Source organism: Desulfovibrio inopinatus DSM 10711 (assembly GCF_000429305.1).
Taxonomy (GTDB): Bacteria; Desulfobacterota; Desulfovibrionia; order Desulfovibrionales; family Desulfovibrionaceae; genus Alteridesulfovibrio; species Alteridesulfovibrio inopinatus.
The window spans coordinates 190,052-207,610 of sequence record NZ_AUBP01000001.1; the positions used below are offsets into that span (position 1 = coordinate 190,052).

The 17,559-nt window shown below is 48.8% G+C and carries 11 protein-coding genes; 5 read left to right on the plus strand and 6 right to left on the minus strand.

The window, feature by feature from the left end; genetic code table 11:
• Nucleotides 1-248: 248 nt before the first annotated feature.
• Nucleotides 249-755, minus strand: a complete 507-nt coding sequence (gene tsaA, locus G451_RS0100850) for a tRNA (N6-threonylcarbamoyladenosine(37)-N6)-methyltransferase TrmO (protein ID WP_027182780.1) — start codon at nt 753-755, stop codon at nt 249-251.
• On the opposite strand from tsaA, the gene G451_RS33995 reads away from it, so the two are divergent.
• The 3 genes from G451_RS33995 (at nt 733) to G451_RS32070 (ending at nt 7,158) form a co-directional block, all read left to right on the plus strand.
• Nucleotides 733-924, plus strand: coding sequence for a hypothetical protein (locus G451_RS33995; RefSeq protein WP_156921461.1), 192 nt, complete (start codon nt 733-735; stop codon nt 922-924). The two genes, tsaA and G451_RS33995, sit on opposite strands and share 23 nt — an antisense overlap.
• Before the next feature lie 440 nt (nt 925-1,364).
• Entirely contained in the window at nt 1,365-1,934 is a 570-nt protein-coding gene (locus G451_RS0100855; protein WP_034640122.1) for a class I SAM-dependent methyltransferase, read from the plus strand.
• 247 nt (nt 1,935-2,181) lie between these two features.
• A complete protein-coding gene (locus G451_RS32070) occupies nt 2,182-7,158 on the plus strand; it encodes a chemotaxis protein CheB (protein WP_051260987.1) in 4,977 nt (1,658 codons plus the stop codon).
• Between the two features lie 209 nt (nt 7,159-7,367).
• Here the strand turns inward: G451_RS32070 and G451_RS0100865 are convergent, their stop codons facing one another.
• The 5 genes from G451_RS0100865 to G451_RS0100885 form a co-directional block, all read right to left on the minus strand.
• Nucleotides 7,368-9,548, minus strand: coding sequence for a glutamine synthetase III family protein (locus G451_RS0100865; RefSeq protein WP_027182782.1), 2,181 nt, complete (start codon nt 9,546-9,548; stop codon nt 7,368-7,370).
• A gap of 299 nt (nt 9,549-9,847) precedes the next feature.
• Nucleotides 9,848-10,693 carry a glutamate racemase gene (gene murI, locus G451_RS0100870; RefSeq protein ID WP_051260988.1) on the minus strand — a complete coding sequence of 282 codons (846 nt, stop codon included), beginning with the start codon at nt 10,691-10,693 and terminating at the stop codon, nt 9,848-9,850.
• A 94-nt stretch (nt 10,694-10,787) separates the two neighbouring features.
• Nucleotides 10,788-11,891, minus strand: coding sequence for a transporter substrate-binding domain-containing protein (locus G451_RS26775; protein ID WP_034640123.1), 1,104 nt, complete (start codon nt 11,889-11,891; stop codon nt 10,788-10,790).
• Between the two features lie 237 nt (nt 11,892-12,128).
• The gene (locus tag G451_RS32075) at nt 12,129-14,486 is read right to left on the minus strand and encodes a PAS domain S-box protein (protein ID WP_027182784.1); all 2,358 of its coding nucleotides are present in this window, start codon (nt 14,484-14,486) and stop codon (nt 12,129-12,131) included.
• Between the two features lie 249 nt (nt 14,487-14,735).
• Entirely contained in the window at nt 14,736-15,590 is an 855-nt protein-coding gene (locus G451_RS0100885) for a PilZ domain-containing protein (RefSeq protein ID WP_027182785.1), read from the minus strand.
• A gap of 196 nt (nt 15,591-15,786) precedes the next feature.
• On the opposite strand from G451_RS0100885, the gene G451_RS0100890 reads away from it, so the two are divergent.
• Nucleotides 15,787-16,791 carry a tetratricopeptide repeat protein gene (locus G451_RS0100890; protein WP_027182786.1) on the plus strand — a complete coding sequence of 335 codons (1,005 nt, stop codon included), beginning with the start codon at nt 15,787-15,789 and terminating at the stop codon, nt 16,789-16,791.
• On the plus strand, nt 16,782-17,447 hold the full coding sequence (locus tag G451_RS0100895; protein WP_027182787.1) for a type II secretion system protein N: 666 nt from the start codon (nt 16,782-16,784) through the stop codon (nt 17,445-17,447). The genes G451_RS0100890 and G451_RS0100895 overlap by 10 nt, the downstream gene beginning before the upstream one ends.
• Nucleotides 17,448-17,559: the final 112 nt, after the last annotated feature.

The following is a 17,559-nucleotide window of genomic DNA, read 5'->3' on the forward strand; positions in this document are numbered from 1 at the left end:
GCAGGAAAAACCAAAGTCATCGTCAGAATAATGCAGAGAAGAATACAACGTGTATTCCACAAATAAGACATGCATAGACTCCTCATGAAAGTAGTCAATATAGTGTTGGTTACTATAGTGCCAATAGACATAAAATAAAATATGTTCCGGAAATCAAAAAAACATCCTCACTCCGAGTGGGACACTCAGATGTGAGGATGCTTCAGCCGCACAGTATCGTGAAGGGCGAAAGAGCTTGGTTGGCGTGGCTATTCCTGTGGGCTGACGAATCGAGAGTCGCTTCGCGCTTCGCGAACCTCTTCTTTTTTCCCATCCATCCATCCGAAACAATCGGCTTTACAATCGTCAAAAGCCGCAACATACGGTTTGATGTCGATGATGGGCGTACCGTTGTGAATGTCAATATCTTCAACCGTGACGATATTATCGGTGACATCAATCACACGCAGGATGGACAAACCCAATGGATTGGGGCGACGGGGAGCTCGAGTTGCAAAGACGCCATGTGTCGCGGTGTCGAGGAAGGGTTTGACAAGAAGATCATAACCTTCCGATTTATGAAAGTAATATAAAACAATGATATGAGAAAATCCGTCGAGATCATGCAATCCTTGAGCGAGCTCGGGATCGAGAATCAGACGTCCCTGAATTCCCTTGGCTCCGCGTGGTTGAATAGGCATACCTTCAAGTTTGACATGGGGTGATTCGACAAAACCAATGGGGGAAAAAACAATGTTCGAGTCTGTCTCGGACATGGTGTATTCCTTTATTTCAAAAGAGTTAGAGCCTGCCTTCCTCAACCCCACGACAGGCAACGTGGCGACCATCGCCATGATGAATCAGGGCTGGGGTGTCTTGTGTACACTGGGAATTGGTATAACGGCAACGACATTGAATAGCAGACCTGATTGGGAGGATTCTTGAGGAAGAACATTACGTTTGAATAGATGGTATATGCGGTTGCCATCAAGCGAGAAATAGCCGAGAGGAATGTCTGGGGATATGGATGACCGAATAATAATAAATGTTTTTTTCGAAGTTATTTCGTATACATTGTTCATAGACAACACGGTAATAGTATGACGTCTTCAGCCGTTACGTCCGAAGGTATTCTTTATCCGCAGAGCTTTTTCGAAGTCACAACAAGGGAGTTGACGATAATTTTGGATATGGGCTGTCGTTTGACGTCCTTGGTCAATGCTCTACGATGCATGTTCTAAGTGGAATTTGATGACAACGAGGTTCTTACTGTCGATGTCTTTGGTTTTTTTCAAAGAAGCTTGTCCACAGTACGGCAACCTCGTATGCCACGAAGAACTCGGAACCAATCAAAGAATAATTGAAAAAATGAAGGAGAGAAGATCATGGATGATAAACCGATAGGCGCAGGAAAGAGCAGCTTTGATTTGGTCGATGCCGAGATACTTTTTTCGGCGTTACGCATCGGGTCAGGAATGACTTTGCTCGATTTGGGCTGTGGGAAAGGCAACTATGCATTGGCTGCATGGGAACGACTTGGAGAGACGGGTCGAATCTATGCTGTCGATTTATGGAAAGAAGGTGTGGATGCCCTACGTTCTGTCATCACCATACAGAACATCAACGCAATTCGCCCGATATGGGCCGATGCATCAAAAGAATTGCCGTTGGAGGATGAAAGCGTTGATATCTGTCTTTTGGGCACGGTGTACCACGATCTTGTGCAGGCGGGCAGCCATAAAGCCGTGCTTGCCGAAATACGTCGAGTCCTCAAACCGGAGGGACGTTTAGGGTTAGTGGAATTTAAACTTCTTGAAGGCCCTCCTGGCCCGCCCCTCTCTGTTCGTGTCGGTCCTGACGAGCTTGCCCAGCACACCGCCGGATTTGGGTTTGTTCCAGAAAAAACACTGGATTTAGGCCCGTATGTATATGTAAGTATCTTTCGTCGATCATAGGATGGTAGAGGGATCGTTCGGTTTGTTCTGAATGGCAGGGAGGCCGAATAGACTTTTGGTGCATGAAATTTTAAATGTTTATAGGAAGAAATTGAATTTTTGAGTTTGACGCAAATGTCAGTTCAATGCATTTTCGGGGAAAATGTCGGTGAGATCGCTTTATGCTTTCTGAGAACGATGTTTTTCACAATGGAGAGCATTGAAAATCATGTAACTGCGGGGCGCTTGCTGTGGCAAGGGGGAATGTATGCCGCGCGATGATACAAAAGGCATAACGGCGCAAGAGTTTTCTTCTTCCGAGAATACGCCATCGGACAACACGAACGATGAGCACAGGGCCGACCAGCCCGTGAATATTCCTGTTATTGGTGTTGGTGCGTCTGCCGGAGGCCTCGAGTCCTTGGAAGTATTGTTTTCAAATATTTCCCCTGGACTTGGGGCGGCATTTGTTGTGGTGACGCATATGGCGCCGGATCAGAAGAGTATTTTGAGCCAGATTCTCGCCAAATCCATTGCCTTACCGGTTAGTCAGGCGAAAGATGGCCAAATTCCCGAAGCCGACCACGTCTATATCCTTGCTCCCAACAATGACATTTCCCTTGAGAACGGTTGCCTTCGCGTTACCCCGCGTGATGGAACCGAAGATATTCGCCATCCGATTGATTTCTTTTTCCGTTCATTGGCCAAGGCGATGGCTGAGAGAGCAATATGTATCATTCTATCCGGAACGGGCTCGGATGGCTCTTTAGGACTCAAGGAGGTTAAAGCGGCGGGTGGTATCGTTTTGGTGCAGGAACCAGAAGACGCTCGTTACGACGGCATGCCACGAAGCGCGCTTGCTACGGGGGTAACCGATGCAGTTTTGCCTGCCCGTGATATGGCCGTTGCACTGAGTGGGGTTCTTAACAGCTCCATGCTCGCCATGGAAACGGACGAGGATTCGTTACCTGAGAATTCCGTTCGTCTTCTTGATCAGATTCTGCATCGAATTCGTATGAGCACAGGACATGACTTCAGCGCCTACAAACTCAGCACAATCGTTCGCCGGGTCGATAAGCGTATTCGCATTGCCGGGTGTGATTCGTTTGAAGGGTATCTTGAATTACTCGACAAGACTCCTGAAGAACTTGATGCCGTTTTTCGTGATTTGCTTATTCACGTAACAAGTTTTTTTCGAGACAAAGATGCCTTTGCGTTTGTGGAAAAAGATGTGATCCCTGCTCTTTTTCGCAATAAATCCCCCAATGAGCCCGTGCGTGTGTGGGTGGCTGGCGCATCCACAGGAGAAGAAGCCTATTCCATCGCGCTGCTCATCCGTGAATATATGGATAAGACAGGCGCGGAAGGTCCGGTCCAGATTTTTGCGACAGATGTTGACAAGAATGCTATCGAGCTGGCCAGAGGAGGGCAGTATTCAGCCAGTATTGCCGCTGATATTCCAGAAGAACGTCTTCGAGCATGGTTTCAGTTCCATAATGGTATGTATGTCGTCAAACCGATTTTACGCGAAATGGTTATTTTTGCCCGGCACGACATGCTGGAAGACCCTCCCTTTTCCAAACTGGACCTCATTTGTTGCCGCAATGTTTTAATTTATCTCAAAATTAAAGCACAGCAGCGCCTTCTTTCGTTGTTCTATACATCCCTTCTTCCACAAGGTGTTCTTTTCCTTGGACCGGCGGAGTCCACAGGACAAAATGAACTGTTATATGTTCCGGTGAATAAAAAGTGGAAGATATTTAGACGCAATGAAAACGCGCGTAGGCCTCCGGTTGCTGTCTCTATGCAACCACGCTGGTTGTCTCCAATGGCGGAGCGCATAGACCGTGTGGTGAGACCACAAAATGATCCGGGGCGCCTGCTTGAGCGTCATCTCGTCAAAGCCTACGCCCCTTCTGCCGTTATCATTGATGAGCATATGGATGTATTATCCTATTCCGGCGATACACAAGAATATCTTGTTGATCCGGAAGGCGAGCCCACAACCAATATCATAAAAAAGGCGAGGCGAGCACTCAAAGCGCGTTTACACAATACGATCAAGGAGGTCATGTCGACGGACCAAGGTTCCCGGTTCTCTGTTCTGCGTCCTTCATGCCAAGCGAAATCGGGAGTGACCGTTATCGTCACCTCTCTCGCCGTCAAACCGCCTTCACGACGTCTTTTTAGTGTTGTCTTTGAGCCGATGTCTATGGCGTCGGAAAAAGACGACAGCAAGCGTGAGGAAGGGCAAAAAGAATGCGTTCAGGACATGAATGCGGTTGTGCTGGAATTGGAAGAAGAACTGGTTCTGGCAGGAGAGCAGCTCCAGAACACCGTGGAGGAACTTGAGGCAGCCAATGAAGAGCTCAAGTCTTCCAATGAAGAACTCATGTCCATGAATGAGGAATTGCAGTCTTCCAATGAAGAGCTTGAGACATCGAAAGAAGAATTGCAGGCTCTGAATGAGGAGCTCATTACAGTCAACGCTGAGATGGGCAACAAAGTCGATGAATTACAAGTTGCTAATGAGGACATTGAAAACCTGTTGCGGAGTACGAACATGGCAACGGTTTTCGTGGACAGACATATGGTGATTCGTCGATTCACGCCAGCAGCAGCTTCGGTTTTTCATTTCATTGCGACGGATGTTGGTCGGCCGCTGTCAGATATTGTCAGCACAGTAGATTTTCCCGAGATCGTTCAAGCGTGTCAAAATATTCTTGGAGGAGCTGCAAGCAAAGAGTTTGAGCTGGAAGCCAAAGACGCCACCTTCTTCGCAGCACGATTTTTTCCGTACCAAACATTAAACGGCTCCGTTGAAGGAGTGGTCTTGACCTTCGTCGACATCACCTTGCTGAAGTTGGCCGAGCATCGGCTTGAGACGGAGCGGTTTTTGCTTGATCGGGCAGTTCAAGCCACAGGATTGGGAATTCTTGAGCATGCCATTCCCTATGAAACCGGGCATCTGAATATTTCTGCTCAATGGTGTGCAATCTTGGGGATTGAACAAGAAAATATACCGTCTGTTGAAGAATATGCGGCCTGGTTTACGGAGCTTATTCACCCGGATGATATGAGTAAGGTTGAGCATGCCATGGCACAATTTGTCGCGGCAGATGTTGAAACAATACATTTGGTGATTCGTTTACGTCATGCTTCCGGAGAGTGGATTTTTGTTCAGTGGTTTGCTTATGCCTTAAAGCGAGACAGTGATAGGCGGCCGACCCAGGTGGTCGAGACGCTCATGGATATTACTGAGATTAAATCCATTGAAGCTGAATTGCGAAAACATAAAACCAACCTTGAACTCTTGGTACGCGAGCGAACTCAGGATGTGTGTGAGCGTGAGGAATTGCTATCCTCTGTTTTGCGGAACTATGCTGGAGGGTCGGTGAATGTTCTGGATCGGGATTTGCGATATGTCTTTACCGATGGCCTGGAACTCAATCGGCTCGGTATGAACCGAGATGAAATCATCGGGAAAACACATGAAGAGGTCTTTGGAAAAGCCCTCAGTGACTTTATACTGCCCTATTACATGCGAGCTTTTGCCGGCGAAACCGTGGAATGTGAAGCTGAATATGCCGACAGTGTCTACCTGTGGACAGCGTCTCCCTTTCTTGTTGGGACGTCTGAGACTATTGATCGCATTGTCGTTGTGTCCAAGAATATCACTGAAATCAAGGAAAAAGAACGACAACTTGAAGAAGCTCGCCAACATGTTTTCAATATACTGGAGATGACGACCGATGCGTTCTTTGAAGTCGATCGTGACTTTAATTTCTTGTATATCAATGAAAAGGGGAGAAAGGTCTTTCATATCACCGGAGAAGATGTGCGTGGCAGGAATATGTGGGAACTGTTTCCGGAAGCCGAGCATTCAATTTTCCATGAGCATTATAATCGCGCTCTGCGGGATCAAGTCGTTGTGGAGTTCGAAGCTTATTTCGAACCGTTCAAGACGTGGTATGAATTTCATCTTTATCCGACTTCCAAGAGTCTGTCCGTTTATTTCCGTGTTATTGACGACCGAAAGGAAGTGGAAAGAACCCTGCGCGATGCAAAAGAAAAAGCCGAAGCCGCAAATCGAGCTAAAACCGAATTTTTGGCCAACATGAGTCACGAAATACGCACTCCTCTCAGCGGTATGCTCGGGATGTTACAGGTTTTGGGATTGAGTGAGCTTGATAAAAGACAAAAAGAGCTTGTTCAGGTCGCGACGAGCTCAGGGAAAACGCTCATTCATATTATAAACGATATTCTTGATTTATCTCGAGTAGAGGCTGGTCGGCTTATCGTTGAAGAAGAACCAACCGATATCCGCTCGATTGTGACTGACGTCATGAAACTCTTTCAGGTTCAAGCTACCGAGGGTGGCAATGACATACAGGCCGATATCGATTCGTCGGTTCCTGCGGAAGTTCAGTGTGGCTCCACCCCCCTACGTCAAATTCTCTTCAACCTCGTTGGCAACGCCGTTAAATTTACCCACAACGGAAAGGTCGTGATACGTGCACGGTTGGCTCCGGGGGATAGACCACATCAGGCAGCCTTACATTTATCCGTTGCAGATACAGGAATCGGTATTCCCCAGGACAAGCTGGAAACTGTCTTTGAGCCGTTTGCACAGGTCGACGGAAGCCAACGACGGTCATTCTCTGGGTCTGGATTGGGATTGAGTATTGTCAAACGGTTTTCTGAACGAATGGGCGGAAGCGTTCATATCGAGAGCGTGGAAGATGTCGGAACAACCGTTTCGGTGGTTATCCCCGTCGGTATTGGACATCCGGAAAAAGCTGGTGCCACAGCACAGCCTACGGGAGAAGTTGGGGAACAGCGTCAGAGAGTTTCCATTCTTTTGGCAGACGATGATGAAGTTGGGCGCTTTGCTGTAGGGCGTTTGTTGGAAGAGATGGGATATGCCGTGTATGTTGCCTCGGACGGCATTGAGGCTCTTGACGTTTTACGGCGCCAGAAAGTGGATCTTGTGCTGATGGATATTCAAATGCCGGAAATGGATGGGATCGAAGCGACCAAGCGCATTAGGCATGATCAGGAGTTCGAGCACATCCGGCAGCTTCCTATTCTGGCGCTGACAGCATTTGCCATGTCTGGAGATAAGGAAAAAATACTGGCAGCCGGACTTGATGATTATCTGGCGAAACCGGTTGAACTTGAAGATCTCATTGCAGCCATGGAACGAGCGCTTCGCGGCCGTCGGCGTCAGATTCTTCCACGTTGAATCACCAGCCTGGTCTCAAAGGGGAAATCTCAGTGCACGGTTTTCAGACATAGAAATAAACATGTCGCCGTCTGAAACGTCTGCGAATCCCAAGTGATTTTATTTCGGTGCAGTGATCTGCGCTATAAAAAAACCGCCTCCTTGTGGGGGCGGTTTTTTTATAGCGCGCCAGCCGGAAGCGGCGACGCGGAGCTGGCGCGAGAGTGATTTTAGCGGATGAAGAGCATTTCCTGGTAGCTGGGCAGAGACCAGAGGTCGTCGGCCACGATGGCTTCCAGGGAATCAGCAACAGCACGTACGTCAAGCATGGCGGGCAGTGCTTTTTCGCACAGGTGTTTGGCTTCGTCCAGGGCATCGTCAGCACTGTGTTCCATAACGGTTTCAAGCGCAGCAACTTTGTCCTGAAGGTCGCGCAGTTTGGCAGTAACTTCGTCCAGAGTAGTGGTCTTGAAGTCCTGGCCAATGTTCTTGAGGTTCTGGCAGGTGCGAGCCAGTTCTCCCTGGTAGCGCATGGCAGCCGGGAAAATAATGGTCTTGGCCATACGCAGAGTCAGATTGGCTTCGGTCTTGATGACCATGGAGTACTGTTCCAGGTAGATTTCCTGGCGCGAAGCGAGTTCAGCTCCGGACAGGACATTGTACTTGCCGAACAGTTCAACCACTTCAGAAGATGTCAGAACGGGCAGTGCGTCAGGCGTGGTGCGCAGGTTGGGCAAACCACGTTTTTCGGCTTCAGCATGCCATTCTTGGGAGTAGCCGTCGCCATTGAAGATAATGGCGTCATGCTCGTCCATGATTTTTTTGATAATTGCCTGAACAGCTTCATTGAGCTTGGAGCTGTCGCCACCGGTGGCAGTTTCGAGTTCCGTGGCAATGTAGTCCAGGGATTCGGCCAGGATCGTGTTGATGGCAACCTGCGGTCCAGCGATAGAAGCCGTAGATCCCACAGCACGAAATTCAAAGCGGTTTCCGGTGAAGGCAAAGGGGCTGGTGCGGTTACGGTCGCCCGGATCCATGGGTAACGGGGGCAACGTGTCAACACCAACACTCATGACGCCTTTGGTTTTGCTGCCGCTGACTTTGCCGCTTTTGATTTGTTCGAAAACATCAGCAAGCTGTTCGCCGAGATAGATAGACATGATGGCTGGGGGCGCTTCGTTGGCACCGAGGCGGTGGTCGTTGGAAGCCGAAGCGACGGTGGCGCGAAGCAGAGCACCGTATTTATGGACGGCGCGGATAACGGCCGAGCAGAATACGAGGAACTGAGCATTTTCGTGCGGAGATTCACCCGGATCAAACAGGCTACCCAGATCGGCATTGCCGATGGAGTAGTTGAGGTGTTTGCCCGAACCGTTAATGCCAGCGAACGGTTTTTCGTGCAGCAGGCAGACCATGCCGTAACGTTTGGCAACGGTACGAAGCGTGGTCATAAGGAGTTGGTTGTGGTCGGTGGCTAGGTTGCCGGCTTCGTACAACGGAGCAATTTCGAACTGGCTCGGGGCAACTTCGTTGTGGCGGGTCTTGACCGGAACACCCAGCTTGTAGAGTTCACGTTCAACGTCCATCATGAAGGCGAGAACACGGCGGGGCGTTACTCCGAAGTACTGGTCATCAAATTCCTGACCTTTGGCCGAAGGGGCGCCAAACAGCGAACGGCCAGCGATGAGCAGGTCGGGGCGAGAAAAGATGAAGTTGCGGTCAATGAGGAAATATTCCTGTTCCGGACCGGCATAGCAGGTCACGGGCAGTTTGGTTTCCGTACCGAACAGTTTCAGGATGCGTTTGGCCTGCGTGTTCAACGACTGCAACGAACGCAGCAGCGGGGTCTTTTTGTCCAGGGCTTCACCCGTCCAGGAGACGAACGCCGTGGGGATGCACAGGAAGGTGCCATTGGGGTTTTCCAGAATGAAAGCCGGGCTCGTCACATCCCAAGCGGTGTAACCGCGGGCTTCAAACGTGGTGCGCAGGCCACCAGAAGGAAAGCTGGAGGCATCGGGTTCACCCTGAATGAGCAACTTGCCGCTGAATTCGGCAAGAGCGCCGCCCTTTCCATCGGGAACGAGGAAAGAATCGTGCTTTTCTGCAGTCAATCCGGTCAACGGATAGAAAACATGGGTAAAGTGGGTAGCACCCTGTTCAATGGCCCAATCTTTCATAGCGTTGGCGACGACGTCGGCAACATTGGGATCAAGCTTTTCGCCGAGATTGATGGTCTTTTTCAGAGACTTGTAAACGGCCTTAGGCAGCCGATCGCGCATGACCTTGTCACTGAAAACATTGCAACCGAAGACCTCGGTGGGCGTGGTTTCGTTGAAGTTCAGGGGGGCATGGGCCGGCTTGTAGTTGATGACGGCCGAGATGGCGTTGAGCCGCGCCTTGATTCCGCTCATGGCAACCTCTTTCAATTCTGTTTATGGGGTGTGTCCGTGTTGCGGGCCACCTGAAGAGAAGCCGTCACAACCGGATCGAGGCGATATGCCTCTTGCATGTTTTGTTTGTCCTCTTAAGTGCTTACGCGAAAAAAACGTCTAAACTCCAATCGTCTGACAAATTCGCGTCTGCCTTGGCAGAGTGTGGTAGCACTTCGAAGGAGAATTTTCAATAATGTAAAGTCTCGTTCAAGTCTACAAGGAAATTGACATGAGATTCTCCAAAAAAGTGGAGAAGCGACAAAAAAGGGGAGCAATATTCACAAGTCGACTAAAGAAACATCGTGTGGTGTTAAGGTTCGGCCGAGAAAAATGCTTCCCACGCGTGCGAAACGTTCCGGGCCGTCTGTCGCGAGAAATCCGATGTGTCCGCAAGATGTTCTGTTGGCATAAAGCGCGCGGGTGTGCAGTAAATGCTTTACTTCTTGCGCCGTCGTCGCGGCGGAGTCGATAACCGCGACGTTCGGTCCGACCACCTGGATGATGGATTTGGCTAAGACAGGAAAATGCGTGCAGCCCAAGACAAGGCTGTCGGGAGGTTGGTCTCCGAACCGGCTGAGCAACGGTTCAAGTTGCTTGGCAATGATAGCGTTGACGACGTCACCTTCAGTCCAGCCTTCTTCTGCCAGAGCAACAAACAATGGGCAGGCCAAAGATTCAACATGCATATCGGGACAGAGTTCGAGGATGGCTTTTTGATACGCGGCACCGCGGACGGTGGCTTCTGTCGCAATAACTGCCATACGGCCATTGGCGTTGACGGCGCATGCAGCACGCGCTCCGGGGCGGACAACCCCAACAACGGGAATGTTGGGATAGGCTGCTTCCAGGGCGGGAAGCGCCGCAGACGTCGCGGTATTACAGGCGATGACGAGCATTTTTACACCTCGATCAATGAGGTGTCGTGAGCTTTGCAACGCATAGCGAATAACGGTTTCGGGACTTTTAGCCCCATAAGGGAGCCGTGCTGTATCACCGAGGTAGATATAATCCTCTTCGGGAAGAAGGCGGAGAAGTTCACGCAGCACGGTCAATCCACCGACGCCGGAATCAAAAACACCGATGGGCTGATTGCAGTTGGTGTTGGTCGTAGTTACGGTATGCATAGCAGAGTGTCATACGGTTCAATTCCCGACTTTGACAAGGGGGGAACTCCATACATCCTGACAACTTCAATATATTGTCTGCCGTGAACGAATATTAATTTGTTCCAAGATACGGCCCAACGAGTTGATGCCAGTAATCACGGTCTTCTATTTTGGATAAGAGGGAAATATTGACTGGTTTTCTCAAGGGACTCTCACGTTTGAATGCAAAGCCATAAAGCTGAGGATCGAAAGCCGAATTCAACACGGTAATTTTTCCATCATGCTTTGAGTGAATGGCATATTGAAGAAGGGGTTTGTCATGAACGACGGCCTGCACTCGGCCTTCGGACAGAGCGTCAAGCGCTTGATCCAAATCGGAAAAAAGGATTGGTGAAACAAAAATATGTTTAAGGTAAACCACGCTTGATGCCCCCGCAACCGCTGCTGTACGGGCCCGTACGAGATCCTCGGGGCCATGGACTGTGCCTTGAATGTGTTTCAGTGTGAGAGTTGTCGTTATACCGGCGATAAAAAACGACATGAGGCCAACGGAAACAAACATCCAGGCCAAAGCGAGCATTCGTCCTGCTGGTGACTTGGGGGATAAATCACCATAACCAACGGTCGTCATGGTCACCGCAGCCCACCATAAACCGTCAAACAATCCGAATTTACCGCCGCGAAATTGTTCGGGGTTGGCTCGTCGCTCAATGAGCCATGCGAGGAAACCGACACAGAGAAGCAGCCCGAGAAGGCCGGCAAGGTATCCCATGATTTGCCAGGAAAAAAAGTTGCTAAAGAGGGAGAAGAACGACGTGTCCTGCTTGGCCGGTATGGCGATACCGAGGTGTGATGTGAAAAATGGGTGGGAAAAGTCCATGCGGAGTTCTCTCTCCGGGGTAATCGATAAGGCGGAGACGGCCACATCAATTTCACCGTTTTCCACAGCCGTCAGGAGGTCTTCGAGCGTGTATTCTCGGAAAAGAAGCTGGCGGTTCAAATCTTCAGCGATATCCTTGAAAAGCCTGATGCTGATACCGGTCCATTGATCCGCTTCGTCTTTGAATGCAAACGGCGGTGCAGACTTCACGCCAACAATCAGTGGATTGGTATATTCTTCGCTGTTCTCGACGATGGAATGTGGAGCTGCGGAACTCATAAAAGGAAACGCCACGACAAAACAAAAGAAGACGAAGCACCAAATAACTCGATACATATAAGTACCCCTTACCAGAAAACATGCAGGATGGATGTTTCGGCTTATATGCCGACGCTCCTCCTTCTGGGTAACATCACTCCACGGAGGCAGCATCAGACACGTTGTTTTGCATTGTGGCAAGCGTGAATATGTGATGACCTCAATTGAAGAGCGCCTATGCCTATAATTTGAGCCAGCGCAGCACAATGTGTGGAGTGGTCGGGGGATATGTCGAATAGAAGTTGAATAGCGAAATTACGAAGTATTGGTGGTACCGAATCGCGTGATGGCCATGGCGAGCACGTCCGATAATCCTGCAATGGCAGCGGCGTCGTTTTCTGAATATCCATCGTGTTTTCCCGATAGAGTGATACGTCCCATAACGAGCTGTTTGTACACAGCGGGGATAATGCATAATGCCCTGTCATGACAGCATATTTGCGGTTGATTGCCTGTGGTACGGAGAGCGGAGGGGTTGTTTTCTATAATGATATCGGTCGTTGTGGGAAAAATACACTCAGGATTATGACAACATTCCTTGTCCGAAGCACGTTGCAAAATTGTCTTCAGCTCGCCGTTTTCTTGATGGGTGGTTTGACCACTGAACGTGAGCACCTCTCCATGAGTTGGGGCAAAGCAGACAAGACATCCTTTGGGGCTTCTGGAAAGGGTCAATGCGGTTTCAAGGATAAGTGCCGCAGTTTTATCTAGGCTGAACTCCGGTTGATTGAGTGCCTTGAGTGTTCTCGTCAGTGCAAGTTCCCATTGTTTGCGCAAATTGATGTCGCAGATGGCAATGTTGACCGCTGTTTGGGAAGATGCGGGATCACACAACGGTACAGCGTAAATTTGGGCCCAGAGCGCACTTTCGTTCTTCCGCTGTAATAAAGACGTGAAGTGCAAGGCTGGTGCATTGGGCCCGAGTGTAAGCGCATTGAGGATACGGTGAGTTGCCACTTCCCCAATAAGGTCATTCAGGTGCATGCGGAGGGCTTCGGCGGGTTCGTAGCCGAGAATATCTTGTATATTTGATGTGATAAAAAGGAGCTGTCCAGAGCTATTCACCGACAAAACAACATTATTAAGTTGCTCCGCAAGCACTTTAAACAGTTTTTTGTTATGATGGAATTGCTCTTCAAGGTCCATGAGTGCAGTAACGTCTTGAATCGTCCCGATAGCTCTACATGGTGTACCGTTTTGGTCTGCTGCGACATTACCGAGAATATGAACAACACGCTCTTCTCCTGCTGGCGTGACAATGGGAAGTGTCAGGTTGATGTCGCTCGATGATGATCGAAGTTCTAGTAATTCTTGGAAAATTCTTTCTTTGTCTTCGGCGGGAACACGGCTGAGAAGCGCATGCATACCCGGACGTACTTCTGACGGGGAATATCCGAGTATACGATAGGACTCATCATTCCAGACAACTTCGTCATGAAGAAGGTTATCATCCCACCAGCCGATTTTTGCGACACGAAGCACGTCTTCGACGCGATTGCGGGTGTGAGAGATGGAGTATTCGAATGTTTTCGATTCTCGTATTTCTTTTGGGCTCACGACGACGCCGGAGATGGACCCATCATCTTCTCTGTATGGCCAAAAGCGGATGTTGAGGAGACGTTTGGCTTCGTTTGCCTTGGATAACCAAAGTCGCGCTTCACTGCTTTTTCCGGAAAGGGCAAGGTCCAATTTGGGTTTAATGACAAGCTTGAATGGTTCTTCTCCCCAAATTTCGGCAACAGTCCGACCCTCCACATCATTACGTTCAAGTCCCGTGGCTTTAAGAAAGCTCGCGTTGACCACGACATGGGTATACGTTTTGTCAATGAACGTAATGTTTTCCCTGAGTGCTCCGACTATTTTTTTGTACACGGCAAGTGATTGGACTGCCTTGGTTAATTCATGCTCTTTAAGGCCAAGTGTGTTGATCATCTCGTTGAGCGTTTTGGTCCGCAAGCGGACCAGGTCTTCAAGCCCCTGGTGTGTTCTGGCTAAATATGAACCGAGATGAAAATACTCCGTTGTATCGAGTACACCACAATAAATATGATTGACTCCCCCGTGGGGTGATCGTGCGAGGCTGATAAAGGCGAGGGCATGGCGTATGTTTTTCTTTCGGTCGTAATACCGAAAAGAGAGGGAAGGAATGTCCTCGCCATGGATGAGGTTCCCGGCAACGTTGACAACTCTGTCTTTATCGTCGGGGTGCAGGTGACTGGCCAGTTTGCCGAGGGCGACAAATGGTTTTTCTTTAGAATGCCCAAGGAGTTCTTCAAACCCATCTGTTAAACAAATGGAATCTGAACCGACATCCCAATGGAGTGTCCCAATAGGATGCAGATAGGCAAAAAGATCGAATCCCCCATTCGGAATATCTGTATTTTGTTCCGTGAGCGTACTGCTGGGGCTGGGGAAGAGAAATAGCATTGCCGGTTCGACATTCAGCGCATGACTCAGGGCTTCAATCTTGTCGAACCCCGGTGATGACAGACCTCGCTCAAGCTTACCGACATACTCCTGTGTGATGTTGATCCGTTCCGCAAGCTGAGCCTGGGTGAGGTTGGCCATCTTCCGTAAAAAACGAATACGCTCACCAAACTGCTTTTTGAGCATGTAAGATTCCTTCATTCAAGAAAGTATATCAATTTCTTTCCTTGAAAAAAAGGAATTGAAGGTTCTATACGTTGTGCTTGACTTTTATAGTATCTTGTGAGGCGTCCATAATATTGAGAGTAAGAGGAGGTCACGGTGTTGGGACAAATAAGTCAATAAATTGACCAGTCGTTTTATACCTTGTGCACCGTCACTTAAATAGTGCTATGGTGTGAAAGGAAAAATTTTATAGGTGCGTTATGGGTATCATTATTTGCGCTGTTGCAAAGATTCCAGATCCCATTGACCTGTCCAGCCTGCAACGTCCTCGACAACATAATGTTTCACGGCTTTCCAGCGAATATTTTTTTCTCCAATGAATCCTTGCTGGAGAAATTCGATTCCAAGATCAATGTTGTGGTTTACGGGGTTTGCATACAAGTTATTTACACGGCCTATAAGAAGACATTCCATGACGCCATTGCGAGGAGTCTCGGCAACGGCCAAGCGTAAAATAATCTGTTTTCCCGGTTCAGCATAATGCCGAAGGTTGTGTAGCCGATCGCTTTTAAATCGGACGCGCATCCCTCCAGCCGAAAAATTGATGAGTGAGGCCGATTGATTTTTAAAATCGTCGAGTGTGGCCAATGGGAGATTGAGGCTGAGATTCTTTGTGTTGGACTGTGTGAAAATCGACAGCATAGAAAATTTGGAGAGTGATGGTTCTATACGGACACTATTTCGCCGCTGGTCAAGAGTGAAATTTTCGGGAAAGGACAAGCGCAATGTAGCCCCTTCCAGTACTTCCAAAATGGTGCAGGTAAATTTGAAAATGACAATTCGTGTGCGCTTTTTGGGGCTACGCTCTTGTGTTTGGAGATAGCATAGCACTGGCTGGCCGGCCCATTTAGGTAACGCTTTGCGGATATTGAGGATGTGGACAACCAATGATGTTGAGGACACCTTGACGATTTCGCATTCGATAGATTTCAAGCTGGATATGGCTTCAGTAAAACTAAAACGAAGTCTGGAGCGTAAACCAATGGCTTGATCAAGGATGGTATAGATTTCGTCGGGCGTATAATCGGCCTTGTCTTGTTTTTGTTTGAAAAAATCCCAAATCATGAGCAGTTGCCTATTTTGGCCTCAGCTTTCTTTAAACAGGTTGCAAGGAATGCACTGTTTGTGAAACACGCAGGCGGTTGACGGAGGAGAACTCTTGAGCCTATACTAATTGTATTGAATAACAATTCGAAATACAATGCTTTTTTGACTTTGATTGATGTTTTCTTCCTGCATCGCAAGAAGGCGGCTTTCTATTATGAATTCTCATTGTTTTTGGCGGGGATGGTGCTCTTTCCGGTGGCAAAGAGTCGTTGTAGCCGCTCTTGTTTGTGCTGTAGCTTTAACAGGGTGTGCTTCACAACACGGTGTATCATCGGACAATTCTCTTTTACCTGCGGGAGGAGAAGAAGCGGCGTTGTCCTCGGCTCGCCAGGCGTTCGATGTTGGTGCTTTTGAAAAAGCGTATAGTAATTTTTCTGCTGTTCTGCATATTGATCCAGATAACACAGTGGCACTCCTTGGACGAGGAGCTTCTTCGCTTTCGCTTGGGCAGCCTGAAGCAGCCATGGCGGATTTCGCCCAGGTTTTACAACGGGAGCCGAATAATGCCGATGCCTTCTATAATTTAGGTTTGGCCCTCTTTCAGCTTGATCGCACAGAAAAGGCCGAAACCGCCTTTTCCAAGGCTGTTGAGCGGAATCCGTCTTTTGCTAAAGCCTATAATAATCGCGGACTTGCCCGTGTACGCCTGCACCGAACGGAGGAAGCTATAGCGGATTTCACGCGTGCTTTCGAGCTTCAGGACGAGAAGGCGTTTGAGCCGATTTTCAATCGAGCCGCCTTGTATCAAAACCAGCAGCTCTATGAAAAAGCGTTGGCTGATTATTTAGTCGCGGCACCTCTTCAACCATACAATGTTCGTGTGAAAAATAATCTGGGTATTGTCTACATGCAACTTGGACAATTGGACAACGCGCAACGTACGTTCGACGAGGCCATTGCCATAAGTTCGGATGATCCTGAGGTTCGCTACAATCGAGCTATTTTGTTTGAGAAAAAAAATGATTATAAAAAAGCTATTGCAGAATACGATAAAGCCTTGTTTGATAATCCCAAAATGGCAGCGGGCTATTTGAATCGAGGGATATTACATATGCGTTTACGACAGACGTCAAGAGGATGTGCTGACGTGAGCAAGGCCTGCGAACTCGGTATTTGTGAACTGTACGATACTATGAAAACGAAAGGGATATGCGACTGAGTGCGTTTCGATGGCTGGCTGTTCTTGCCGCATGTGCCGCGTTGGTTGTGTTCGGCGTTGATATCGCCATGCGTTTTTCTTCAGGGGCAGGCAATGTGGCCTCGGGCGTGGCTGTACGGAAGCAGATAGAGCGCGAAATTCAGCCGGTGAAACCACGGGATGCATATGATGTGATTGCTGGCCGTAATATTTTTAAGGAAAAGCGACCGGAACCAGCCGACGAACCTGCTGCAGCAAAAACACCGACAGCATTGGTGGACCCGGGGTTTGGGTTCGAAGTTGTTGGTACAGTTCATGCCAACAGATTAGACGCTAACGTTGCCGTTATTATGGACAAGCGTACCAAAGAGCAGCGCTTGTATCGTGCTGGCGATATGCTGGGCGATGCTCTTGTAGTGGAAATTCGACGGAACCAAGTGGTCATTGAAAATAAAGGCAAGCGTGAACTCCTGACGGTTGACTATGAGAAAAATATGCCAGCGAGGAACCGACCCGTTTATCGTCATGCAACTCCAGCGAGAACTTCAAGAATCACCCCACGTTCCACCCCCTCGGTACGGTCCAAACGAAATCCGGTTCAGGCTCATGTTCTTGCAATGCCCCCGCAGTCGCCATCTGAAGCAGAGGCTGAAAAACAGGTTATGCCTGAAGAGTAGCATGAACGCGCTTATCCTCTGTTGCGTACAATCTCTACGGTGTCCTGGACAGAATATAGTGTAGCACGCTTGCATGGGGATGGCGCGAACATTTTAATATGACATATTGAGA